Source organism: Microbacterium songi, from assembly GCF_042747925.1.
Lineage (GTDB): Bacteria > Actinomycetota > Actinomycetes > Actinomycetales > Microbacteriaceae > Microbacterium.
This window is the reverse complement of sequence record NZ_JBHZIE010000010.1, coordinates 297298-320586: the sequence shown is the minus strand read 5'-3', so window position 1 is coordinate 320586 and position 23289 is coordinate 297298. Positions and strand designations below refer to the sequence as shown.

Here is a 23289-nt window from a genome sequence, read left to right as displayed (position 1 = left end):
CCTCGCTGCGACGACGACCCCGTCGGCAGCGGGAACGGATGCTCGGACCGGCGTCACCCCACGTAGGTGGGTGCCGCGGGGAGCCCGAAGAACTCCTCCAGCGTGTGCCAGCCGCCGTCGTGGTAGGCCTTGGCCAGGTCGACGCCGATGTAGCGCAGATGCCACGGCTCGGGCATGTACCCGGTGATGTCGGTGCGGCCGTCCTCGTATCGGGTGATCCAGCCGTACTGCCACGCGTTGGCGGTGAGCCACTGGCCCTGCGCGGTCGCGGCGAGGTCGTCCAGCGTCCCGCACCCGCCTCCGTCGCAGGCGACCAGATCGCCGGTCAGACCAGACTGATGCTCGCTGTACCCCGGCCGAGCGCTGGAGAGGTCGGCCTCGGCGGCTCCGTTCTGCGAGACCTGGTTGCCGTACGAGGTGACCTGGGTCTGATACGACCGATAGCCGCTCTCGAGCGCGATCTCCCCGACACCGGCGGCCGCTGCGGCCGCGGCCATCGTCGAGAGCGAGGCCGCCGCATCCGCTCGCAGCTCTCCTCCCACGATGCTCTGCACGCCCGCGGGAAGAGCCAGCGGGCTCGGCGCATATCCGGTCGGATCGTACGGCCGGGTCTTGTTGACGACGAGCCACGTGCGGGTGGGATCGGCGAGCGACACGCACGGCGCCGTGCCGGCGGCGACCGACTGGCGGAACATCTCGGCGCCGCCCGCCGCCGCGATCGTGGCGGCGTCGTCTCCGGACGCCAGCGCGGCGGTGAAGTCGGCCGATGCGCAGAGATCGACGGTCGCGGGCGCGCCGCTGATGGTCGGGGCCGGGAGGGACTCGGCCGGCACGGGGACCGTGGAGGGGATGGATGCCTCGACGCTGTCGCTCACGATCTTCTGCTCGGGGGCCGACAGTCTGGCATCGGCGGTGTCCGACACCGCATGACCGGCGACGGCGGCCGAGACGGCGACCACGCCGCCGAAAAGCAGCACGCAGGCTGCGGTCAACCCGTAGACGGCCCGCACGTGCGCGGCCCGCCGGCGGGCCGCGTGCCGCACCGGCGCGGGCTCGGCATGCGCGCCGATGAGGGGCTCGACCGGCGTGGTGCGGTGCCGTTCCGGCGGCGGAGGAGGCCGGAAGATCGGCGGATGCGCTCCCGCCGCCTGCGACGACCAGCCCGTCCCGCCCGTCTGGGCATGCCCCGCATCCCGTTCGCGCTGCAGCCGAGCAGCGCGACGAGTCGCGGGTGTTCCGTGCGGCCGGGGTTCCGTCACACCGTCCATTCTGTCCCCCTCGCGCGCTTCGCGCGGGTCACCCTCACGCAGGCGCGTCGGCTCGAGCACCCGATCTTCTACTCTCGAACCTCAGCGATTGACTTTCCTTCGTCATTCTGTTCCCATGAAGTATGAGATGGCAGGGGCAGCAGCTGGGCACCGCGGATGCCGCCGCCCTCCCCGGTCTCGAACACCTCGACGGGCTCGTCCGGTCGGTCACCACGCCGGAGTTCGCCGGAATCACCTTCCATGAGGTCATGGCCAAGAGCGCCCTCAACCACGTGCCGGGCGCGTCGGCGATGCCTTTCGATTGGACGGTCAATCCCTATCGAGGCTGCTCGCACGCGTGTACCTACTGCTTCGCCCGCGGGACGCACGAGTACCTCGATCTCGACGCCGGGCGGGACTTCGACTCGCAGATCATCGTGAAGGTGAACGTCGCCGACGTGCTGTCGCGCGAACTGCGCCGTGGTTCCTGGCAGCACGAGCCCGTGATGCTCGGCACGAATACCGACCCGTACCAGCGCGCCGAGGGGCGCTACCGGCTCATGCCCGAGATCATCACCACGCTGACGGAGGCGGGTACGCCTTTCTCGATCCTCACGAAGGGCACACTGCTGCGCAGAGACCTCCCGCTCCTGAAGGACGCCGCGGCATCGGTGAAGGTGACCCTCGCGATGTCGATCGCGGTCTTCGGCGACGAACTCCAGAAGCTGCTCGAGCCCGGCACGCCGTCAGCCGCAGCGCGGCTGGACACCGTGCGCGCGGCCACCGAAGCGGGTTTCCGGGTCACGGTGTTCCTCATGCCGATCCTCCCCCACCTCACCGACTCGATCGCCGCGATCGACGACGCCCTCGCGCGCATCAGTGCCGCCGGTGCCGGCACCGTCATCTACGGCGCACTGCATCTCCGACCGGGCGTGAAGCCGTGGTTCATGCAGTGGCTGGAGGCGCAGCATCCTGAAGTCGTCTCCTCGTACCTCGGCCTGTACCCGGGAGCCGCGTCGATGGCGCCGAAGCCCTATCGGGCGTGGCTCGCCACGCGCATGCGTCCGCTCCTGCGCGCCCACGGGCTGGACGGCCGCGACGAAGACGAACACCCGCGTGGGCGGCCGCAGCCGGGTCTCGCGGCGCGCACGCAGATCGTCACGACCTCCCGCGGCCGCGCCGCGGAGGGAGACCGGCTGTTCTGACGCGCACGCCGAACCGCCCGTCCGACCGGGAGGTCGAACGGGCGGTTCGCATGCAGTGTGCGACTACGCGGAGGTCAGCTCCGCATTGGTCGGCAGCGCGCCGACGAGCTCGGCGATGACGTCATCGCCCGGGCGGGCGTCTTCGAAGGGCGCGTCGATCTCGGCACGCTCGAGCATCTCGGTCATCTTCCGACGGCGCTGACGCGTGATCAGGGTGACGACACGACCCTGCGCACCGGCGCGGCCCGTGCGGCCCGAGCGGTGCAGGTAGGTCTTGAACTCGTCCGGCGGATCGGCCTGGATCACCAGGTCGATGTCATCGACATGGATGCCGCGAGCCGCGACGTCCGTCGCGACCAGGACGTTGACCCTGCCCGACGTCAGTCGCTCGAGGTTGCGCGTGCGCTTGGCCTGGTTGAGGTCTCCGTGCAGCGCGACGGCCGGGATGCCCTCGTCGGCGAACTGCTCGGCGAGCATCTCGGCGAATGCGCGCGTCCGGGCGAACACGAGCGTCTTGCCATCGCGGTCCACGAGGCGGCTGAGGATCTCGGCCTTGTCGCGATGGTCGATGACGAGCACGCGGTGCTCGATCGTTCCGGTCTCCTGCGTCTCGCCGGCGACCTCGTAGACGGCGGGCTCGACGAGGAACTCGTCGACGACTCCCGCGACCTCGCGGTCGAGCGTGGCGGAGAAGAGCAGCTTCTGGCTGCCCTCGGCGGTCTGGCGGAGGATCCGCTGCACGGGCTCGAGGAACCCGAGCTCACTCATGTGGTCGGCCTCATCGATCACGGCGACCATGACCTCGGAGAGATCGAGCTTGCGCTGATTGATGAGGTCTTCGATGCGCCCGGGGGTGCCGATGATGATGTCGACGCCCTTGCGGAGCGCACCCACCTGGCGGGCTTGCGGCACGCCACCGTAGATCTGCGTGGTGAACAGGCCGACGCTGCGCGCGATGGGCTGGATGGTGCGGTCGATCTGCAGCGCCAGCTCACGGGTCGGAGCCAGGATGAGCGCGCGCGGAGCGCGTGCGAACTCGCGCTTCGTGCCGGCCTGCGACTTCAGCACCCGCTCCACGAGCGGGGCGCCGAAGGCGATGGTCTTGCCCGAGCCGGTGCGGCCGCGGGCGAGGACGTCACGACCCGCGAGCACCTCGGGGATCGTCGCCGCCTGGATCGGGAACGGCGACGGCGCGCCGAGCTCGATGAGGGTGTTCACGATGTTCTGACCCAGACCCAGGTCGCCCCACGAGATCGATCCGACCTCGGTCGCCTGAACGGCTTCGGCCTGCAGACGCTCGTGCACGACGTCGACGTGCTGCTCGTGGTGCTTGGCCTTCGTCTCGGCGTTCCAGTCGGAACGGTTCGCCGTGTGCGCACCGGCGACGGCACGACCCGCACCGCTGTGGCGCGGACGCTCGACGTACGAGCGGGAGGGACGGTCGTCGTTCGACCGCGCCGGACGACGATCGTCGTACGTGCGCGCCGGACGGTCATTGCCGAACGAACGCGCCGGACGGTCGCTGTTGAACGAACGCGCCGGACGGTCATTGCCGAACGAACGCGCCGGACGGTCGTCGTTCGACCGCGCCGGACGGTCATTGCCGAACGAACGCGCCGGACGGTCGTCGTTCGACCGCGCCGGACGACGATCGTCATACGTCCGCGCCGGACGGTCATCGTTCGAACGCGCCGGACGACGATCGTCATACGTCCGCGCCGGACGATCATTGCCGAACGAACGCGCCGGGCGATCATTGCCGAACGAACGCGCCGGACGGTCGTCGTTCGACCGCGCCGGACGACGATCGTCATACGTCCGCGCCGGACGGTCATCATTCGACCGTGCCGGACGACGATCGTCATACGTCCGCGCCGGACGGTCATTGCCGAACGAACGCGCCGGACGATCGTCATTCGAACGCGCCGGACGGTCGTTGCGGGGCGCATGGTCGCGGATTCCGCGGGACTCGTCGCGGCCGGCACGCTGCGACGCGCTCCAGCGTGCCTTCGGAGCGGCAGCGCCCTCCTCCGCGGCACGGTGGCCGCGGTGACCCGCACTCCGGCTGCCGGCCTTGGGGGCGCCGGCCGCCGCGGGGCGGCGCTTGGCGTCTTGGAACGACGTGCGCTTGTCGCCGTTCTTGGCCTGGCCGTAGCGAGGCTCGAAATTCGGGCGTCCGGTGGACGGCTTCTTCTGATGTGCCATGAGGGGGTCCTTCTGGGTTGTCTCGATACGAGAACAGCACTCCAGAACGCTCCGCCACACGCGGAGACGCCGCCGCACATGCGGCATCCTCCGGCAGGATCGGAAGTCCGCGCTGCGCGGACTCCGCCGAAGGGGAGTTGCCCGGACATTGTCGGCCGGGGGCCATTCACTGGATGGTCGTCGGAACAGATCGTTCCCACCATCGGCCCCATTGGACTCACAAACCCATCCGCGAACCATCGCGGTGTCCAGAGCCGACCCTTCATGGTAGCGCACCCGGTCGCGGCGACCCTGAGAGCCCCGAGACGTGGACCTCGCGCACGCATCGGCCGACCAGGCTCCGCCGATGCGGTGGAATGGACGCATGGCAGAGCAATCGATCACCGTCGCCATCGAGCGCCGCATCGACCCGGAGCGCGCGACGATCGCCACGAGCTGGATGCAGGCCGGCACCGACCTCGCCACGGGCTTCGACGGGTTCTTGGGCTCGGGCTGGGTGCGCGCCGGCGAAGGGAGCGACGTCTGGTACATGCTCTACCGCTTCCGCGACATCCCCACCCTCGAGGCGTGGGAGGACTCGCCTCAGCGCGCATGGTGGCTCGAGTCGGGCCGCGCCTTCGCCAGCGAGGTGCGGGTCGAGCGCCGCACGGGTATCGAGGGGTGGTTCGATGCGGTGGCCGCCACGCACATCGAGTCGAAGACCGAGACGGATGCCTCACCCCAGACGGGCCCGATCCAGCAGCCGATCCCGTCGGCGCCACCCCGGTGGAAGCAGGCCGTGACGATCTGGCTCGGCTTCTTCCCGACGAATCTGCTCGCGTCCTGGTTGCTGGGCTACGTGCCCGGCTTCACCGAGTGGCCGCTCGTGGTGCGACTGCTCGTGTCGACGGTGCTCCTGACGCCCGTGATGACCTACTTCGTCCTACCCTGGGTCACGCGGCTGCTGCGGCCGTGGCTGCAGAGGTGAACATGACGACATTCCGACCCGCCGATCCGACCGGACGCCAGGTGGCGCTGCGGAGTTCCGATGGACGCGTCACCGCGCAGATCGCGCAGGTCGGAGCATCCCTCCGCGCTCTCACGGTGGATGGTGTCGCGCTCGTCCCGCCCTACCCGGCCGGGTCGACGACCCCCGGGGCATCCGGGATCGTGCTGGTGCCGTGGCCGAACCGCATCCGCGACGGCAAGTGGACCCAGCGCGGGGAGACACGGCAGCTGCCGGTGACCGAGCTTTCGACGAACACGGCCACGCACGGACTCCTGCGCTTCCGGGACTACCTCGTCACGGAGTCGGAGGACGGTACGGAAGCCACGCTTGCCGCCACGGTGTTCCCGCAGACCGGCTACCCGTTCCATCTCGACACGACGGTGACCTACCGGCTGACCGACCGCGGAATCGACGTCGAGCACGTCGTGACGAACGTGGGAGCCGACGACGCGCCGGTGGCTCTCGGCACGCACCCCTACCTGTGCTTCGACGCGGTCGACACGGCCGACCTCGTTCTGCGCGTGCCCGGTGACACATACGACATCCTCGACGAGCGCCTGCTGCCGGTCGAGGAGGTACCGGTGGATGCTGCGACCGACCTGCGGTCGGGTGCGCGGCTGGGCGACATCGACGTGAACCGGGCGTACGGTCGGCTGTCGCGGGATGCGGAGGGCACGGCGCGGACCACGCTGACCGCCCCGGACGGTCGGTCGGTGACGCTCTGGCAGGGCGCCGGCTTCGACTACGTGCAGGTGTACACGACGGACAGATATCCCGGGAGACCGCTGGCGGTGGCCGTCGAGCCCATGACGGCCCCGGCCGACGCGTTCAATTCGGGTACAGGCCTCACGTGGCTGCAGCCGGGAGAATCGTGGTCACTGCGGTGGGGTATCACGACCTGATCGTCGGTGCTGCAGCACACGCCGGGCACGCATTGAATCGTGGGTAACGTTCTATCAGGAACACAGGATAGGATCGCCGCAAGGAGTCGTTTTGGGGACGGCATTCGATCAGCGCTCCCGACCCGCGGTGGAGAAGGCGGCGGCAACGTTGTTTGGGGAACCCGCGTCGGGAGACTACCAGTAGACCCCGCGTGGAAAAAAATGACACTCGCCGATTCCCTGATCTCCCTTCCTTCGCTGAACACGCTTCGCCGCAGCGTGACGATCCACAGTCGCGACCGGCCGTGGAGCATGCCGCGACTGGCGGTTCCGACGATCGCGCTGCCCGCACTCTCCACGAGTCAACTGCTCGGCGGCATCGTCGCGGTCCTCGTCCTCGGCATCGCGTTCTCCATCGTCACCACGAACGACCCCATCTGGTGGCACCTGTACTTCAGCCAGCTCGGAACGCTCGGAGACTTCTCGGCGGCGATCTTCAACGGCACCATGGTGCTCTGCGGTGTCCTCTTCGTCGCCTTCTCCGTGCGCGTCTACCGCGATCTGCGCACCCATGTCGGGAGGTCGCGGTCGCACCACAAAGCGCCCCACATCCTCGCCGGCGCCTTCATCTCCATCGGAGCCCACCTCGCGATCGTCGGCCTCGTCCCGATCAACACCCTCAAAGCCCTCCACGAGCAGGGCGCATCCGGGATGGTGCTCTCCTTCGCCGCCGTCCTCATCGGCGCCCCGATCGTCCTGCGCGGAATCGGCACGCACCTGCGGAAGACGAGCATTCCCGTCACCGTCCTCCTCGTGGCCGGTGGCACGGCGATGACGCTCGGTTACATCAATCTGGCCGCGTTCGAGCTCGTGGCCTTCTCCGCGATGTTCACGTGGATCCTCCTGTTCACGGCCGAGCTCCGCGCCCACGGCGCACGCGCGCTGCAGGTCGTCGAAGCCCCGTCGGTCGCCCTCGATGCGCAGCCCGAGAGGCCCATCGCCGCCACGACGTGCACGCACGACTCCCTGACGGCGCTGCGGCCGGCTCCGCGTGTCACCCTCACCCCGCGGGCCGCCGTCCGCCACTCCGCTCCTGCCCGCCGCCGCGTCGTCTCCACCGGCGCGCACTCCGGTCGTGAGGCGACCGGGGGTCGCGTCTCCGCCTCGCTCACGGGCATCGCCGCCGAATCACGCTCCGTGCGTCTGCGCGGCCCGCGCCGTTCAGCTGCCACGGTGCGCGTCCCCGTCGATTCCGCTCTCGTCACCGTCTGAACCCGCGGCACCCTCCTCGGTCAGACCCGCCGGATCCGCCGACCCCTGCTCGCCCGCGACCTCGCCCCCGACGTCGCCGTCCGCGCCCTGCTCGCGACCGATGCGATCCGACGCACCGGATGCCGCGGCATCCGGGATCTCGGTGCGTGACGACTCCTCGTGCGCTGTCACTTCGCGCGCGCGCCGTTCCCGACGCGTCTCGTAGGGAGCGGCGCCGCCGACCGCGGAGCCGGCAGCCCCCGCCAGGGCCGGCTCACGGGAGTCGACGGATGACGACGCGTCCGCTCCCCCACCACGGCGGGCGACCCGCCGTTCGCGCGCGCCCTCGACCAGGTTGTACAGGGTCGGCAGCACGACGAGCGTCAGCACCGTCGAGGAGATGAGCCCGCCGATCACGACGATCGCCAGCGGCTGCGAGATGAATCCGCCGTGCCCGGTGATGCCGAGGGCCATGGGGGTGAGCGCGAAGATCGTCGCCAGCGCGGTCATCAGGATCGGGCGGAGTCGACGCGAGCCTCCCGCGACCGTGGCCTCCAGCGTGCTCATGCCCCGGACGCGGTACTGGTTCACGAGATCCACCAGCACGATCGCATTCGTGACCACGATGCCGATCAGCATCAGCACGCCGATCAGCGAGGCGACCCCGAGCGGCACGCCCGTCGCGATCTGCAGAAGGATCGCCCCGGTCGCCGCGAACGGCACCGACACGAGCAGCAGCAGCGGCTGACGCAGCGACTTGAAGGTGGCGACCATCACGATGTAGACGATCAGGATCGCGGCCAGCAGAGCCAGCCCGAGCTGCGAGAAGGCCGATTGCTGATCGGTGATGACGCCCCCGATCTCGGCGGTCGCTCCGCTGGGCAGTTCGACGTCCTCCAACGCGGTCGTGACCGACGCCGACGCCGTCGTCAGGTTGTCGGTCGACGGGGTCACCGTCACGGTCGATGTGCGCTGCCCCCGCTGGGTGGTGACCGAGGTCGGCCCCTGGCTCTCCTCGACGGTGGCGATGTCCTGCAGGGGGACGGGGCCGGTCGCCGAGGGGATCGCGAGCTGCCTGAGCTCGCCGAGGGTCGCCGGCGTCTGCGACGCCGCCAGGTAGACGGTCAGCCCCGTGCCGTCGACCTCGACGGTGCCGATCGACTGGGGCTGCATCGTGCCCGAGACGATCCCGCCCACGGCGACCTCCGAGAGCCCGAGGGCGGCGGCCTTGTCGCGGTCGACCTGCACCGCGATGTACGGCAGCGATGCCGAGAGGTTGCTCGAGACCTGGCCGATGCCGTCCTTGCCCGTCAAGGTGGACACGACGGCGTCCGTCGCATCCTGGAGGGCGCCCTGGCTGGGCGCCGCGACGTCGATCTCGACGTCCGTCGACCCGAACCCGCCGCCCGAACCCGCGATCGTGAATTCGCCGGCGTCCGAGCCGAGGGCGTCGACGGCGTCCTGCACGGTGGCGCGCAGCGCCACCTGGTCGACGTCGGCGGACGTCGTGATCGAGTAGGTGATACCCGATCCGCCGCCGCTGAACGCGTCGCGCAGGGATGATCCGCTCGAGCCGATCGACACCTGGATCGTGTCGATCCCGTCGATGCCGAGCAGCGTCTGCTCGACCTGTTGGGACGCCTGGTCTTCGGCGTCGAGGCTCGGCGCCGCGCCGATGGACTGGGTCATGGTGAACGTGTTCTGCCCCGAGTCGCCGAGGAAGTTCGTCTTCATGAACGGCGCCGCGACGACCGTGCCCACCAGCACGAGGCCCGCGATGCCGAGCGTGATCAGTGAGTGCGAGAGCGTCCACCGCAGGATCGGGAGGTAGGCGCGCTGCAGCCTTGTGGGCGGCGCCTCCGCAGACTCGGGATCGACCTGAGCGCCGTTCTCATCGAGCAGCGGCTTGCCGGGGCGGAGGAACCAGTAGGCGAGCACGGGGACGATCGTCAGCGACACCAGGAGCGAGGCGACCATGGCGATCGTGACCGTCAGTGCGAAGGGCCGGAAGAGCTCCCCGGTCACGTCGCCGACGAACGCGATCGGCAGGAAGACCGCGACGGTCGTGATGGTCGATGCGGTGACGGCGGTCGCCACTTCCTTCACCGCGTGCGTGATGGCGCCGAGCTTGTCCGCGCCGCCGACATAGTGCCTCTTGATGTTCTCGATCACGACGATGGAGTCGTCCACGACGCGCCCGATCGCGATCGTCAGCGCACCCAGGGTGAGGATGTTCAGCGAGTACCCGAACGCCTGGATGCCGATGAACGTGATCAGCACGCTGGTGGGGATCGAGATGGCGGTGACGAGGGTCGAGCGCACCGACATCAGGAACAGCAGGATGATGATCACGGCGAAGAAGAGGCCCAGCAGGCCCTCCTGCGCGAGCGAGTCGATCGACTGCTGGATGTAGGGGGCCTGGTCGAAGACGACGGTGAAGCTGGCGCCGTCGAGCGAGGACTCGATGTCGGGGAGCGCGGCCTGGATGCCGCGGGAGACGTCGACCGTGTTGGCCGACGGAAGCTTCGTGACCGCGATCGTGAGCGCAGGGGCGCCGTCGACACGCGAGATCGTGGTGATCGGATCGGTCCCCTCCGCGACGGTCGCGACGTCCCCGATCGTCACGGTCCCCTCGCGGAACTGCGCCGCGTCCGACGGCACGAGGGGCAGCGCCGATATGTCCTCGACGCTGGTGAGCTTCAGGCCGGTCTGCACCGTGAGCGTCTGGTCGTTCTCGGTGATGTCGCCGCCCGGGAAGAGCACGCCGTTCTGATCGAGGGCGTCCCGGATGGACTGCTGCGAGAAGCCCTCGGTGCTCAGCGCGGCGGTGTCGGGGGTGATCGTGATCCGCTGACCCTGCCCGCCCACGACCTGCGCCTGATTGACGCCGTCGACCTTCTCGAGCGTGGGGATGACGGATGCCTCGAGCTCGGCCTGGATCGCCTGGGGGTCGCTGTAGCCGGTCACCGCCACCTGCACGACCGGGAAGTCGTCGAAGTTGGCCGAGATGACGTTCGGCTCGAGACCGTCCGGGAGTGTGCTCTTGATGCGGTTGATCGCCTGGGTGATCTTCTGCTCGGCCGTGGCCAGATCGGTGCCGTAGGTGAAGGACGCCTGCACGATCGAGGCGTTGGTCGTGCTGGTGGCCGAACTCGTCTCGAGACCCGGAACCCCCTGGATCGCCGTCTCGATCGGCGTGGACACGTCGTTGGAGACGACCTCGGGCGACGCGCCGGGGTAGGTCGTGACGATCGCGAGCTGCGGGAACTCGATCGACGGGATCAGCTCCTGCTTGAGGCTCGTCAACGCGATCCCGCCGAAGATCGCGACGACGATCGTGACGAGTGCGATGAGCGCACGGTTGCGCAGGCTCAGGACGGCGAGTTTCGACACGGTCGACCTTCGATCGGAGATGGTGCGGGATGCCGCGTCCCCGGGCACGCCCGGGCACGAATGCCGCAGCGGGCTGCCGCGGCACGTCGGCGGATACGGAGGTGTATCGAAACTCCAGTATCCCACGTGGATCCCGGGCCATCCGCGGGACGCCGAGGACGCGGCATCCGGATTCAGCCCGTTGCCGAGGCTCCCAGAAACAGCCCCAGACCCGCCGCCGCCACGCACGCCACGAGCGTGCCCACGGCGTTCAGCAGCGCCCGCCGCCGGCGGCCGCGCTCGCTGAAGAGCGCCGACTCGACGGACACGGTGCTGAATGTCGTGTATCCGCCCAGCAGCCCGAGGCCGAGGATCGTCACGGCAGGCGTGCCTGCCCACAGCGCCGTGACGATGCCCAGCAGTAGCGATCCCGAGATGTTGACCACGAGGATTCCCGCGGGGAATCCCCCCTTTCGCCCGCGCATGACGAGCGCGTCGATGAGGTAGCGCAGACCTGCGCCGATCCCGCCGGCGGCGAGCGTCGCCGCCACGGTCAGCGGGCTCATTCGGCCTCCTCCGGTTCCTCGATGTGGCCGCGCGTACGGGCGATCACCCGCCCCACCGCCAACCCTGCGGCACCGGCCAGCACCCCGACGACGACGCTCAGCGCAGCGAGGGCCAGGGCGAAGAGAGGCTGCGCCGCCGACAGCTCGGCCGTCTGCACCGCGAAGGCGCTGTACGTCGTGAAACCGCCCATGACGCCGGTGCCGAGGAAGGCGCGCAGACGTGGGTGCCGGTCGTCGAGGGTGCCGACGACGATGCCGAGCAGGAGCGAGCCGACGACATTGACGACGAGGGTCACGGCCGGCACGAGCAGGGGCGCGACGGGAGCGCCGAGCGGCAGCAGGATGAGCGCGCGCAATCCGACGCCGAGGACCCCCCCGAGGACGACGAGGCCGAGGGTGCGCGCATCGATCATCGGCGCAGGACTCATGCGGTCAGCCTAGGCGCGTGACCTACCGGCCCGGAGGAGGGTCCCGCTTGAGCAGTGCACAGATCGCCGCGTCCCGCGAACCGCTCAGCGTCATCACACGACCCCTCCGGTATTCCGTGAACACGCGCGGGTCGATGTAGCTGCCGCGCGCCACCGCGGGGGTGTTCCCCAGCGCGTCGGCGGTGGCCCGCACCGCCTGGAGCTCGGCTCGCTTCCGCTCCTTCTCGCTGTGCGCCACGCCGATCCTGGCCAGCTCCTCCGCCGCGGCGACCGTGCCGCGGAGCGTGCGGAAGTCCTTCGCCGTGAACGCGCCCCCGGTCACCTCGTGCACGTAGCGGTTCACTTCGCCCGCGCCGAGGGCGACGCGCTTCCGCCCACGGCGCGGAGCCAGCAGCGGCGCACCGGGTCGCCCGGTCTTGAGCTCGGTCACTGCGGCCGCGAGGTCGGCGTCGTCGATGCGGAGCAGCGCGTGCTTGCCGCTCTTGGCGGGGAAGGACAGGGTGACGACGGATGCCGCGACCGTCGCGTCGCGGCGCTGCAGCGTCGACAGACCACGGCTGCCGTTGGCCTTGAGGTAGGCGGTCGATCCGACGCGGGGCGCAGCCTGATCGAGCAGCCGGAAGGCCACCGCGAGTGTGCGCTCCCGCGTGATGCCCGTGGTCCGGAGCGCCGCGGTCACGCGGGCGCGAGCGCGCGGGAGCGCTTCCGCCAGAGCGAGGGCGCGGGCGAATTTGCCCTTGTCGCGCCGGGCGCTCCACTGCGGGTGGTACATGTACTGCTTGCGACCCGCGGCGTCGGTGCCCACCACCTGGATGTGCCCGTCGGGTCGCGTGCTGATCCACACGTCGGTCCAGGCCGGCGGGATGACCATCGCCTGGATGCGCGCCTGATCCTTCTTCCCGGCGGTGCGCCCGCGCGCCGTGACGAACTGATGGGACGTGCCGACCCGCACGCGCGTGTAGCCGGGATCCATGAAGGGGACGACCCTCGTGAGCCGAGGCATCCGATCAGTGCTCCCGCGTCGGCCGACGCCGAACGGGAGCATTCTCCCGAGATCCGTGTGACCGTCGTTCAGGCATCCGCGCCCTCTCTCTTCTTCGCCGACGATAGAACGGCACCGCGCGCACCCGGGCGCGGTTGACAGTGCCGGGCCGTGTCGCTAAGGCGCCCACGCGGCTGGCTCGAGATACCACCGACGATGTGAGTCGTCAACCCCTTCCGGGCGAATCCGCAGGTATGGAAACATCACCCCGTGCCTTTCGAGGCACCCGAGCGCGGAGCACCCCCACCGCGCCGGACTATCAGAAGGAGAACCCTCCATGAACCTCGCCCTCATCATCATCATCGTGGTCGCCATCGTGCTGGCCATCGTCGGTGGACTGAACGCCGCCTTCCAGTGGCTTCTGTGGGTCGCGCTGATCGTAGGCGTCATCGCCCTGATCGCGTTCCTGTTCCGCGTCATCAGCGGACGCAACCGCACCTAGGGTCATCCCTTCGACGAAACCCCCGGCCGATACGGCCGGGGGTTTCGTTCGTGAGGCCGGTGTCGGCGTCTACAGGCGCGTGTCCGCGAACACCTGGAGAGCGTCGCGCACGAATTCCGCGCCGGCTGATCCGCCCGCCGACGTGGCGTAGTTCTCGCCGAAGCGAGGGTCTGCCACATACATCTCACCCAACCCCTGCACGTAGGCCTTCGCCTCACCCGTCGCCATGGGCGTTCCGGGAACCGAACCCAGCCACTCGACGTGACGGGCGGCCAGCGACTGCGCCTCCGCGGAGTCGGCCGCGACGCCACTCTCCGCAGCGGACACCCAGTCGCGGGTGAGGTCGGACAGACGTCGCTTCCATTCGCTCCGGTCCTCGGCGCTCTTCGTTCGCCACCAGGTGTCGCCCTGGGCGTACGCGTCGGCGCCCCAGCGCGCGGTGACCTCGTCCTTGTGCACGGTGTGATCGAACCCGTCGAACATGTTCTCTGCCATCAGTTGTTCACCTCCCTCCAGGGTCTCGATCGTCGATCGCACCGCCGCGATCTGGCGGGCGAGCCTGTCCTGCTCCTGCCGAAGCCATCCGAGGTGCCCCGTGAGGGCGTCTCGGGGACTCTGATTCCGGTCGAGCACTTCGGCGATCGCAGGCAGGCCGAGCCCGAGGTCCCTCAGCAGCAGGATCCGCTGCAGGCGCACGAGGGCGAGCTCGTCGTAGTGCCGGTAGCCGTTTGCCGAGATGCGGGTCGGGCGCAGGATCCCGATGTCGTCGTAGTGCCTGAGGGCGCGGCTCGTCGTGCCCGCGAGCTTGGCCACCTGCTGGATCGACCAGTCCATCGCCTTCTCCTCTCTCGATCTCTTTCGACCATAGGGATTGACGCAACGTCAAGGTCAACCGTGCTCGGCGAACTCTCAGCCCCCGCACGTTGCCCAGACGCGATATATCGTGTTACTGTCGCCTATCGCGATATATCGCGTCTTCATCACCGAATCACCAGGAGCACTCATGACCCTCGAGAAGTGGATCATCCACCCGGGCGAGACGCGCGTCATCGACATCGAGTCCATCCGCAAGCTCAAAGTGGGCCTCGTCGGCGGACAGATCGACGTGGTCGGACACGACGAGCCGGGCGTTCGCATCGAGGTGCACGGCGTCACCATCAAGGACCTCCGCATCGAGGCCACCGGCGACACCGTCGAGATCGACCACCCGCAGCTGCGCTGGGACAACTTCCTCGAAGTGTTCCGCAACTTCGGAGCCGGCGGGCCCAAGGCCGAGATCAGCGTGGCCGTACCCCGCGACGTAGCGCTCACCCTCGGCGTCGTCTCGGCGAGCGCTCTGGTGTCGGGCATCGTCAACGACGCCCGTCTGAACACCGTCTCGGGTGACATCATCGTCGACGGCCTGACCGGCGACCTGACGGTCAACGCGGTTTCGGGCGACGTGCAGGCACGCGAGGTCGTCGGTGCCCTCAGCGCGAACAGCGTCTCCGGCGACGTCGCCGTCACCGGGTCGATCAGCAAGGCGACGATCGACACCGTGTCGGGCGCGATGCTCGTCGACTCGACCGGATCGATCCACCAGGTCGGTCTCAACACGGTGAGCGGTGCGAGCACGATCCGCATCGACGACAGTCTGCCCGCCAACTTCGTCGTTCGCAGCGTCAGCGGACGCGTGCTGGTGGACGGCGTCAAGCGATCGGGCAAGGGCACCGGACCGACGACGAACTACGTCGGCTCCGCCGGCGAGCTGAGCGGGTCCTTCGTCGACGTCCGCGCCAACTCCGTCTCGGGTGACATCACGGTGCTGCGCAGGACCGCGGTCGCAGCATCCGAACCCGCGTCCTCCCTCGCCGAGCCCGAGACCGCCCCGCACGACAGCACGTCGGCGGACGCCGGACAGGAGTGGTGATGAGTCCCGTCTTCTCCCACGGCGACCTTCGCCTCTACCTCCTCAATCTGCTCGACGAGGGCCCGCGCCACGGGTACGACATCATGCAGGCACTGTCGGACCGCACCGGTGGCACGTACACTCCGAGCGCCGGGACGGTCTATCCACGACTGGCGAAGCTCGAAGAAGAGGGCCTCGTCACGAAGTCCGTCGACGGGCGCAAGTCCGTGTACGAGATCACCGACGCCGGGCGCGCCGAAGTCGCCTCCCGCGCGGGCGACCTCGAGGGCATCGAGGCCGGACTCGCCGACAGCGTGCGTCTGATCGCCGACGAGGTGCGCGGCAGCGTCCGCGAGGCCATGCGGAGTCTTCGCGCCGACCTCGCCGCGGCAGCGAACGAGGACCGCGCGCGCACGACCCGGAGCGCACCCGAAGACGTGCCGCGTGCCGCCAGTCGCGAGCAGCTGGCGAGGGCGGATGCTGCGATCAACGAGTTCCGCGGTCAGATCCGTGCCGACCTGCGCACGCATGTCGCACGCGGAGGTGCGCTGGCCGCCGACGTGGTCGATGCGCTCGTCTCGGGTCTCGATGACGCCGCACGCGCGTTGACGCGCTCCCTGCGCAGCTGAGCGACCGGTGACAAGAGGAGGGCCCGGCGGATCGCCGGGCCCTCCTCTCGTCCGGCGACCGTCGTCGACCGGCCGTTCTCGACCGGCCGATCAGCCTTCCGGCCAGATGTCCTGATCGTCGGCCACCGGCTCGCCGAGCGGCACCACCAGGATCGGTCGGTGCTGCCGATGAGCCAGCCGGGCCGCGACCGCGCCGGTGAAGAACTCGCGGATCGACTCTCCGAAGCCGCGGCGGCGGGTGCCGATCACGAGCAGCTTCGCGTCAACCTGCTCCGCCAGGTGCTTGATCGCGAGCGCGGGATCGCCGACCAGCTGGCGCGCGCTCCAGCGCACGTCGTGACCGTCGAGCATCGCGGCGGCGGTCGCCGTCACCTCGGCGAACGCGCTGTCGCCGGCGGCGATGTTGATGTCGATCGGTGCGGAGTGCACGTAGCCGTCCGGGTCCTCGTAGGTGACGAATCGGGTGACGTCCACGTAGACGACCAGCAGCGGGGCGTTCATCAGCCGGGCGTAGCGCGCTCCTTCTTTGAGCACGCGGCTCGGCTGGCCGGGAATGACCCCGACGATGACCGCCCCCTGAACGTCGGCGTTGGTCGGCGCAGCGGCCGCCGTCTCATCTGCGGGAACGGATGCCTCTTGCGACATATTCGTCACGACCCTTTCCGAATCGTCGGCGGAGCCGCGGGTGACCGGATGCTCCGTGTTATTCTGAATGCTACTCTTACCGGCTCTTACCGGTTTCGTGAACGCGGCGGGCATCGCACACAGCTCGCATCTCAGATATGAGGGGGTCTCGCATGGGTCGTGGCCGTCAAAAGGCGAAGCACACCAAGATCGCCCGGGAGCTGAAGTCCTACAGCCCCACGGTGAACTACGGTGCGCTCGAACGCGAACTGCACCCCGCGGGCGACAGCGAGCTCTACGTCGACAAGTGGTCGGATGAATACGAGGGCGAAGACGAGGACGAGCTGGAGAAGGCCTGACCCAGGTCTGTTCCACGCTCGGATCGCCGCCCTCGGCGATCACCATGCACGGATCGCCGCCCTCGGCGATTACCATGCACGGATCGCCGCCCTCGGCGATCACCATGCACCGTGACGCCGCTCCCATGCGGATTCGATGGTGCCGCCGCGCGCGACGATGAATGACGCCGGGATCCCGATCAGGATGACGAGCGCCAGCAGGCCGAGGGGCAGCGTCCAGCCGTCCGTCGCGTCGTGCAGCAGGCCGAAGAGCAGCGGGATCGTCGCCGTGATCGCGTAGCCCACGCTCTGCACGAACCCGCTCAGGGCGACCGCGCCTTCGTGTGTGCGCGAGCGCAGGCTCAACAGCACGAGAACCATCGGGAACAGCAGCGGCGCGACGCCGAGCAGTGCGGTCCAGAGCCAGGGCGCCGCTGCGGGAGCGAGGACGAGTCCCGCGACCCCGAGGAGGCCCGACACGATCGCCACCGCGAAGAGGGTGCGGACGATCTGCAGTCGCGCCACCAGGATCGGCACCACCAGTGAGCACGGGAGGCCGATCATCGCGAAGAGCGAGAGAAGCAGCCCCGCCGTCGCGGGCTGCACCCCGCCGATGTCGACGAGGATCGTGGGCAGCCAGGCGAAACACGTATAGGCGACCGTGCTCGAGACCACCATGGTCGCGGTGAGTGCCCATGCCAGAGGCAGCGACCACAGCCTGCCGAACACTCCGGGGGCGATCTCCCCCAGGACGTCGTCATCGTCGTCCTCGGCCGCGGCGCGCTCCCGCGCCACCAGCGCGATCCACGGGAGGGCGGCCAGCACGGCGAAGAGGGCCCACATCCCCAACGAGACGCGCCAGCCGACAGCATCCGCCGCCGGCACGGCGATCAGGGGCGGCAGGAACGTCGCGGTCGCCATCGTGCTCGTGTACACCGTCGTGAGGAGGCCGACCCGGTCGGGGAAGTACGTCTTCACCAGGGGCGGCAGCAGGATGTTGCCCACCCCCACGGCGGCGAACGTCAGTGCGGTGAGGAGGAGGAGCGTGACCGCGTCGTTCGCCAGCGCACGCGCGACCATGCCCACCGCCGCCACCGCTGCCGCGAGGACGACGAGCCGCTCGAGCCCGAAGCGGCGCTCGAACTGCGGGGTGAGGATCCCGAAGATCGCGTAGCAGACGGGGGGTGCCGTCCCGATCAGACCGATCGCCACAGCGGGCAGGTCGAAATCCTCGGCGATGTACCCGGTGAGGGGCGACAGCGAGGCGACGGCGGTGCGCAGGGTGAACGCGAAGAGGACGATGCCCACCAGGGCGAGGGTTCGCCCCTGCCACACAGGACGGGCGGGGGCGTTACTCACCTCCCGAGCCTAGAGGAGCGCGAGGGGCGTCACGGCAGAAGGGGGTGGGATGCCGCAGCACCCCACCCCCTTCCCCTCAGGTCCTGCGGATCAGACGATGCTCCGCTGACGCTTGCGTGCGCGCAGAACCATACCGGTGGCGATGAGAGCGATCGCCGCCATGATGGCCATTGCGGGGATGCCGCCACCGGTGCTCCCGAGCATGCCGCCCGAGGAGACGCCGCCGGCTGCTGCCGCGGGCGATTCCGACGTCGAGGGCGCCGGCGCCGGCGATGCCGGCGTCTCGGTGACCGCGAAGGTCGCCTGCGCCGTCGTGCCGGTCTGCGCGCCCGTGACCGTCACGCCGTAGGTTCCGACCTCTTCCGGCGCGGTCACCGTGTAGGTGGTGGTGCCGCTGATGAGATCGCGCTGGCCCAGGTCGACCGGATCGGACCCGAGCGTCGCCGTCACCTGGTGATCTCCCGCCAGGCCGCTGACCGTGATCGTCACCTCATCGCCCGGAAGTACTTCGGCGGGCGAGGCCGTGACGGTGACCCCCGCACTCAGCGCGCCGAGATCGCGGTTCAGCTCCAGCGCGTCGGCCGAGATGAAGAACAGGTCGGTCTGGTCGAGCAGGCCCACGACGTTGCCCGCGCCCGGGCCGTAGGCCGCGATCCGCACCTGGGAACCCGTGTGCTGCTGCGACGAGCCGACCGGCGCCGTGCCGTACGACACGATCATCGGGTTGCCCTCGGTGGTCAGCAGGTTGACGCTCGCGCCCGGGGGCGTCGCGCCGACGATCTGGCTGGTGTGCGCGTGGTCGGCCGTGACGACGACGAGCGTGTTCTTGTCCTGCTCGGCGAACGCGAGTGCGGCCTGTACGGCCTCGTCGAGGTCGACCGTCTCACCGATCTGACCACAGGCGTTGGCGGCGTGGTCCTGCTTGTCGATGCTCGCGCCCTCGACCTGCAGGAAGAAGCCGTTCTCGTTGTCGAGCAGCTCGATCGCCTTCGTCGTGAGCGAGGCGAGCGACAGGCCGGTGTCGAGGCGGGCGGGGTTCTCGGTGCAGGATGCCGCAGGCAGATCTCCGCCGCCGATGGTCGCTGCGGGACCCTCCCAGCGCACGGGGAAGTTGCCCTCGCTGAACAGTCCGAGCACGGGCTGCGTCTGGTCGGCGGCGGTCACCGCGTCAAGACCGGCGGCGTCGCCGACGACCTGGTAGCCGCGGTCGGCGGCCTGGGCGAAGAGCGATTGACCCGCCCACGGGCCGGCCGTCGCCGTCTCGAGGAAGCTCTTCGAGCCTCCGCCGAGGGTGACGTCAGGACGCACGTTGAGCAGCTGCTCGCTGATCGACCCGAGGCCGCCTGCCTCGACCGTCTCGTCCGGGCAGGTCAGCGCCGTGGCGACGGGGCCGTAGCAGCTGCGCGCAGAGATGTGCGCGATCTCGGCACCGGGCGTCGCATCCTGGATCTCGGCGGTCGAGACGTTGCCGGTCTTCTTGCCGTTCGCCTTGGCGAGCTCGAGCAGGGTCGACTGCGGGTTGTCCAGGTAGTCCACGCTCAGCTTGCCGTTGACGGTCTTCGTGCCGGTCGACCACCCGCTCGCCGTCGATGCGGACTCGGACGCGTAGTTGATCGTGCCGTCATCGTTCACGGCATAGGTCGTGTAGCTGCCTGTCAGCGGCAGCGCATCGATGCCGGCGAATTCGCCCGCGGCGCCCTCGGCGTAGTTGCGCGCGACCGTGATCTCGGAATCGCCCATGCCGTCGCCGATCAGCAGGATCACGTTCTTCGCGGGGGTGTCCTTGATGGAGTCCCGCAGAGCCTGCGTGTGGTCTCCATCGCGGCGCGCGGCGCCGCCGTTCTCGGTGATCGAGGGGTCATCGTCGCTCTCGGCGGCGACCGCGGGAGCGGCCATGCCGATCCCGCCTGCCGCCAGGGCGGCGACGGCCAGCCAGGCCGCCACTCGCCGTGAAGTTGTGCTGCTGAGTGTCATTGTCGTCCTTCGCGGTCGGCGCACCACGAAGTCGCGGCGCTTCCCTCAGGCAACACCGCCGGGAAGAACCGCTGCCCCGTGTCGTCGGAACGCCGCGGGTGCGGCAGCTGAACAGCAGGCGAACGGATGCGGCGGCAACCCTCACCGTCGGCGAGGAAGGGCAGCCGGGGAAGGGCGCGAAAGGAAGGGCGTCAGCTCTCCTGCGAGCCCTCGACCCAGGCCAGATACTCCTCGGTCACGGTTCCGGTGACGTAGCGGCCGTCGAAGCAGCTCATGTCGAGATCGTCGAGGTCGGAGCCCTCGATGATCGCGGCCTTGAGATCTTCGACCTCCTGGTAGACGAGATAGTCCGCGCCCAGCTCGGTCGCGATCTCGGGGATCGTCCGGCCGTGCGCGACGAGCTCCTGACGCGAGGGCATGTTGATCCCGTAGACGTGCGGGAAACGCACGGGCGGGGCGGCGCTGGCGAACGTGACCGACTTGGCCCCGGCATCCCGTGCCATCTGGATGATCTCTTTCGACGTCGTGCCGCGCACGATCGAGTCGTCGATCAGCAGCACGTTCTTGCCCTTGAACTCGCTCGACATCGCGTTCAGCTTCTGTCGCACGCTTTTCTTGCGCACCGCCTGTCCGGGCATGATGAACGTGCGGCCGACGTAACGGTTCTTGTAGAAGCCCTCGCGGTACTCGAGCCCCAGCTTGCGGGCGACCTGCATCGCCGCAGGTCGCGATGAATCGGGGATGGGCATCACCACGTCGATCGATCCGGTCGGCGTGTACTTCGCGATCGTGTCTGCAAGGCGTTCACCCATGCGCAGACGCGCCTCGTAGACCGAGATGCCGTTCATCTCGGAGTCGGGGCGCGCGAGGTAGACGTACTCGAACGAGCACGGTGCGAGCTGGGTCTTCGCGGCGCACTGCTTGGTGTGCAGACGTCCCTCGAGGTCGATGAACACGGCCTCGCCGGGCATCACGTCGCGGACGACCTCGAACCCGGCGTTCTCGAGCACGAGCGATTCGGAGGCCACGACCCACTCGTATCCGCCCTCGTCGGACGCGCGCGTGCCGATGATGAGCGGGCGGATCCCGAACGGGTCGCGGAACGCCAGCAGGCCGTACCCGGCGATGAGCGCGATGGTGGCGTACGAGCCTTCGACCCTCTCGTGCACGCGGGCGACGGCGCCGAAGACCTGCTCGGGGTCGAGCTCCAGACCGGCGATCTCGGACTGCAGTTCGCTGCCGAGCACGTTCACCAGCAGCTCGGTGTCGGACGTCGTGTTCAGGTGCCGGCGATCCTTGTGGAACAGGTCGTCGGTCAGCTCGCGCGTGTTCGTGAGGTTGCCGTTGTGCACCAGCACGATGCCGTACGGCGCATTCACGTAGAAGGGCTGCGCCTCTTCCTCGTTCGTCGCCGCGCCCTTCGTGGCGTAGCGCACGTGACCGAGACCGATCTCACCGAGCAGGTTGCGCATGTCGCGGGTGCGGAAGCCCTCGCGCACCTGGCCGCGGGCCTTCGAGATGTGGAACACGCCGTTCTTCTCGGCGGTGGCGATGCCGGTGGAATCCTGACCGCGATGCTGGAGGAGCAGGAGGGCATCGTAGATCTCCTGGTTGACGGGCCCACGGCCCACCATGCCGACGATTCCGCACATGGGGTGTCAGTTCGCTCCATCTGATTCAGCGGCGGCAGACGAGGGGCCGTCCGTGTACGCGCCCACGAGGCGCACCGCTCCTCCGTCGACGCCCTTGGCGCCCTGCTCGAAGGAGCCGTCGGGTCGGGCGCCGGTGTGCACCGTGCCCACCGGCCAGGCGGCGATGCCGTCACCGGCGAGGGCGCTGACCGCGGCATCCGCCTTCCCGGCGTCGACCACGGCGAGGAACCCGATACCCAGGTTCCAGGTGCCCTCGGTGGCGGTCAGCTCCAGCCCGCCGAGGTCGGCGAGCACGCGGAAGACGGGCGGCGGCGACCAGGTCGAGCGGTCGACCTCCACCCAGGCCGACGCGGGCAGGACGCGGGCGAGGTTCGCCGCGATACCCCCACCCGTGACGTGACTCAGCGAGTGGACCGCGCCGTCGAGGCCGGGCTCGGCCAGCAGGCGGAGCAGCGGCGAGGTGTAGAGGCGCGTGGGCTCGAGGAGGGCCTCGCCCCACGTCGTGCCGAAGTCGGCGGCGTTGTCGCCGTAGGAGATGCCCGCGCCCGTGCAGATGTGGCGCACGAGCGAGTAGCCGTTGGAGTGGAGGCCGCTCGACGCCAGCGCGAGGACGACGTCGCCGTCCCGGACCCGACCGGCTTCGAGCACCGCGGATGCCTCGACCACGCCCGTCGCCGCACCCGCGACGTCGTAGTCGTTGAGCCCGAGCAGCCCGGGATGCTCGGCCGTCTCTCCTCCGACCAGGGCGGTGCCGGTCGCGGCGCAGCCCTGCGCGATGCCGGCGACGATCTCGGCGATGCGGTGGGGGAAGACCTTGCCGCACGCGATGTAGTCGGTCATGAAGAGCGGCTTCGCACCGACGACGACGATGTCGTCGACGACCATGCCGACCAGGTCGATGCCGATCGTGTCGTGCTTGTCGATCGCCTGCGCGATGGCCACCTTCGTGCCGACGCCGTCGGTGCTGGTCGCCAGCAGCGGGTGGCTGTAGGCGCGCAGCGCACTGGCGTCGAACAGTCCTGCGAAGCCGCCGACGCCGCCGAGCACTTCAGGGCCGTGGGTGCGACGGACCGCCGACTTCATGAGTTCGACGGCGAGGTCGCCGGCAGCGGTGTCGACGCCGGCTGCGGCATAGGGATCGGTGGATGCGGAGGCCACGGAGCCAGCCTACCGGCGGGTGCGGGGGCCGGATGCCGCG

At 69.4% G+C, this 23289-nt stretch carries 20 protein-coding genes; 8 read left to right on the top strand and 12 right to left on the bottom strand.

Annotation, left to right across the window (positions count from 1 at the left end):
• Nucleotides 1-53: 53 nt before the first annotated feature.
• A complete protein-coding gene (locus ACFM35_RS12580; RefSeq protein ID WP_378842516.1) occupies nucleotides 54-1259 on the bottom strand; it encodes a M15 family metallopeptidase in 1206 nt (401 codons plus the stop codon).
• Between the two features lie 131 nt (nucleotides 1260-1390).
• Here ACFM35_RS12580 and ACFM35_RS12575 point away from each other — a divergent pair, with 131 nt between their 5' ends.
• Nucleotides 1391-2452 (top strand): Rv2578c family radical SAM protein, encoded by a 1062-nt coding sequence (locus tag ACFM35_RS12575; protein ID WP_378842514.1) that lies wholly within the window; start codon nucleotides 1391-1393, stop codon nucleotides 2450-2452.
• 63 nt (nucleotides 2453-2515) lie between these two features.
• Here the strand turns inward: ACFM35_RS12575 and ACFM35_RS12570 are convergent, their stop codons facing one another.
• Complete coding sequence (locus ACFM35_RS12570) at nucleotides 2516-4657, bottom strand: DEAD/DEAH box helicase (protein WP_378842512.1); 2142 nt, start codon at nucleotides 4655-4657, stop codon at nucleotides 2516-2518.
• Between the two features lie 364 nt (nucleotides 4658-5021).
• Here ACFM35_RS12570 and ACFM35_RS12565 point away from each other — a divergent pair, with 364 nt between their 5' ends.
• The 3 genes from ACFM35_RS12565 (at nucleotide 5022) to ACFM35_RS12555 (ending at nucleotide 7798) form a co-directional block, all read left to right on the top strand.
• The gene (locus ACFM35_RS12565) at nucleotides 5022-5624 is read left to right on the top strand and encodes an antibiotic biosynthesis monooxygenase (RefSeq protein WP_378842510.1); all 603 of its coding nucleotides are present in this window, start codon (nucleotides 5022-5024) and stop codon (nucleotides 5622-5624) included.
• Between the two features lie 2 nt (nucleotides 5625-5626).
• Nucleotides 5627-6547 (top strand): aldose 1-epimerase family protein, encoded by a 921-nt coding sequence (locus ACFM35_RS12560; RefSeq protein ID WP_378842508.1) that lies wholly within the window; start codon nucleotides 5627-5629, stop codon nucleotides 6545-6547.
• Nucleotides 6548-6748: 201 nt separating this feature from the next.
• Nucleotides 6749-7798, top strand: a complete 1050-nt coding sequence (locus ACFM35_RS12555; protein ID WP_378842506.1) for a DUF998 domain-containing protein — start codon at nucleotides 6749-6751, stop codon at nucleotides 7796-7798.
• Here the strand turns inward: ACFM35_RS12555 and ACFM35_RS12550 are convergent.
• The 4 genes from ACFM35_RS12550 to ACFM35_RS12535 all read right to left on the bottom strand — a co-directional run bounded on the left by ACFM35_RS12550 (nucleotide 7748) and on the right by ACFM35_RS12535 (nucleotide 13146).
• Nucleotides 7748-11170, bottom strand: a complete 3423-nt coding sequence (locus ACFM35_RS12550) for an efflux RND transporter permease subunit (RefSeq protein ID WP_378842504.1) — start codon at nucleotides 11168-11170, stop codon at nucleotides 7748-7750. The genes ACFM35_RS12555 and ACFM35_RS12550 overlap by 51 nt on opposite strands.
• A 173-nt stretch (nucleotides 11171-11343) precedes the next feature.
• On the bottom strand, nucleotides 11344-11715 hold the full coding sequence (locus ACFM35_RS12545; RefSeq protein WP_378842502.1) for a fluoride efflux transporter FluC: 372 nt from the start codon (nucleotides 11713-11715) through the stop codon (nucleotides 11344-11346).
• Complete coding sequence (locus ACFM35_RS12540) at nucleotides 11712-12143, bottom strand: fluoride efflux transporter FluC (RefSeq protein ID WP_378842500.1); 432 nt, start codon at nucleotides 12141-12143, stop codon at nucleotides 11712-11714. The genes ACFM35_RS12545 and ACFM35_RS12540 overlap by 4 nt, the downstream gene beginning before the upstream one ends.
• A 22-nt stretch (nucleotides 12144-12165) precedes the next feature.
• Nucleotides 12166-13146, bottom strand: coding sequence for a DNA topoisomerase IB (locus ACFM35_RS12535; RefSeq protein ID WP_378842498.1), 981 nt, complete (start codon nucleotides 13144-13146; stop codon nucleotides 12166-12168).
• Nucleotides 13147-13462: 316 nt separating this feature from the next.
• Between ACFM35_RS12535 and ACFM35_RS12530 the strand changes: the two genes are divergently transcribed.
• The gene (locus ACFM35_RS12530; RefSeq protein ID WP_378842496.1) at nucleotides 13463-13627 is read left to right on the top strand and encodes a hypothetical protein; all 165 of its coding nucleotides are present in this window, start codon (nucleotides 13463-13465) and stop codon (nucleotides 13625-13627) included.
• A gap of 69 nt (nucleotides 13628-13696) precedes the next feature.
• Here ACFM35_RS12530 and ACFM35_RS12525 read toward each other — a convergent pair whose 3' ends face one another.
• A complete protein-coding gene (locus ACFM35_RS12525) occupies nucleotides 13697-14461 on the bottom strand; it encodes a MerR family transcriptional regulator (RefSeq protein ID WP_378842494.1) in 765 nt (254 codons plus the stop codon).
• 169 nt (nucleotides 14462-14630) lie between these two features.
• Here ACFM35_RS12525 and ACFM35_RS12520 point away from each other — a divergent pair, with 169 nt between their 5' ends.
• Together ACFM35_RS12520 and ACFM35_RS12515 are read left to right on the top strand one after the other, a co-directional pair.
• Nucleotides 14631-15536 carry a DUF4097 family beta strand repeat-containing protein gene (locus tag ACFM35_RS12520; RefSeq protein WP_378842492.1) on the top strand — a complete coding sequence of 302 codons (906 nt, stop codon included), beginning with the start codon at nucleotides 14631-14633 and terminating at the stop codon, nucleotides 15534-15536.
• Nucleotides 15536-16144 carry a PadR family transcriptional regulator gene (locus ACFM35_RS12515; protein ID WP_378842490.1) on the top strand — a complete coding sequence of 203 codons (609 nt, stop codon included), beginning with the start codon at nucleotides 15536-15538 and terminating at the stop codon, nucleotides 16142-16144. The genes ACFM35_RS12520 and ACFM35_RS12515 overlap by 1 nt, the downstream gene beginning before the upstream one ends.
• Before the next feature lie 90 nt (nucleotides 16145-16234).
• On the opposite strand, the gene ACFM35_RS12510 is transcribed toward ACFM35_RS12515, so the two are convergent.
• A complete protein-coding gene (locus tag ACFM35_RS12510; protein ID WP_378843027.1) occupies nucleotides 16235-16789 on the bottom strand; it encodes a universal stress protein in 555 nt (184 codons plus the stop codon).
• Between the two features lie 152 nt (nucleotides 16790-16941).
• Between ACFM35_RS12510 and ACFM35_RS12505 the strand changes: the two genes are divergently transcribed.
• Nucleotides 16942-17127, top strand: a complete 186-nt coding sequence (locus ACFM35_RS12505) for a DUF3073 domain-containing protein (protein ID WP_378842488.1) — start codon at nucleotides 16942-16944, stop codon at nucleotides 17125-17127.
• Nucleotides 17128-17226: 99 nt separating this feature from the next.
• On the opposite strand, the gene ACFM35_RS12500 is transcribed toward ACFM35_RS12505, so the two are convergent.
• The 4 genes from ACFM35_RS12500 to purM form a co-directional block, all read right to left on the bottom strand.
• Nucleotides 17227-18465 carry an MFS transporter gene (locus tag ACFM35_RS12500; protein WP_378842486.1) on the bottom strand — a complete coding sequence of 413 codons (1239 nt, stop codon included), beginning with the start codon at nucleotides 18463-18465 and terminating at the stop codon, nucleotides 17227-17229.
• Nucleotides 18466-18555: 90 nt separating this feature from the next.
• Entirely contained in the window at nucleotides 18556-20439 is a 1884-nt protein-coding gene (gene phoA / locus ACFM35_RS12495) for an alkaline phosphatase (protein WP_378842484.1), read from the bottom strand.
• Between the two features lie 191 nt (nucleotides 20440-20630).
• Entirely contained in the window at nucleotides 20631-22091 is a 1461-nt protein-coding gene (gene purF / locus ACFM35_RS12490; RefSeq protein WP_378842482.1) for an amidophosphoribosyltransferase, read from the bottom strand.
• Between the two features lie 6 nt (nucleotides 22092-22097).
• Nucleotides 22098-23174, bottom strand: a complete 1077-nt coding sequence (gene purM, locus ACFM35_RS12485; protein ID WP_378843025.1) for a phosphoribosylformylglycinamidine cyclo-ligase — start codon at nucleotides 23172-23174, stop codon at nucleotides 22098-22100.
• Between the last annotated feature and the right edge of the window lie 115 nt (nucleotides 23175-23289).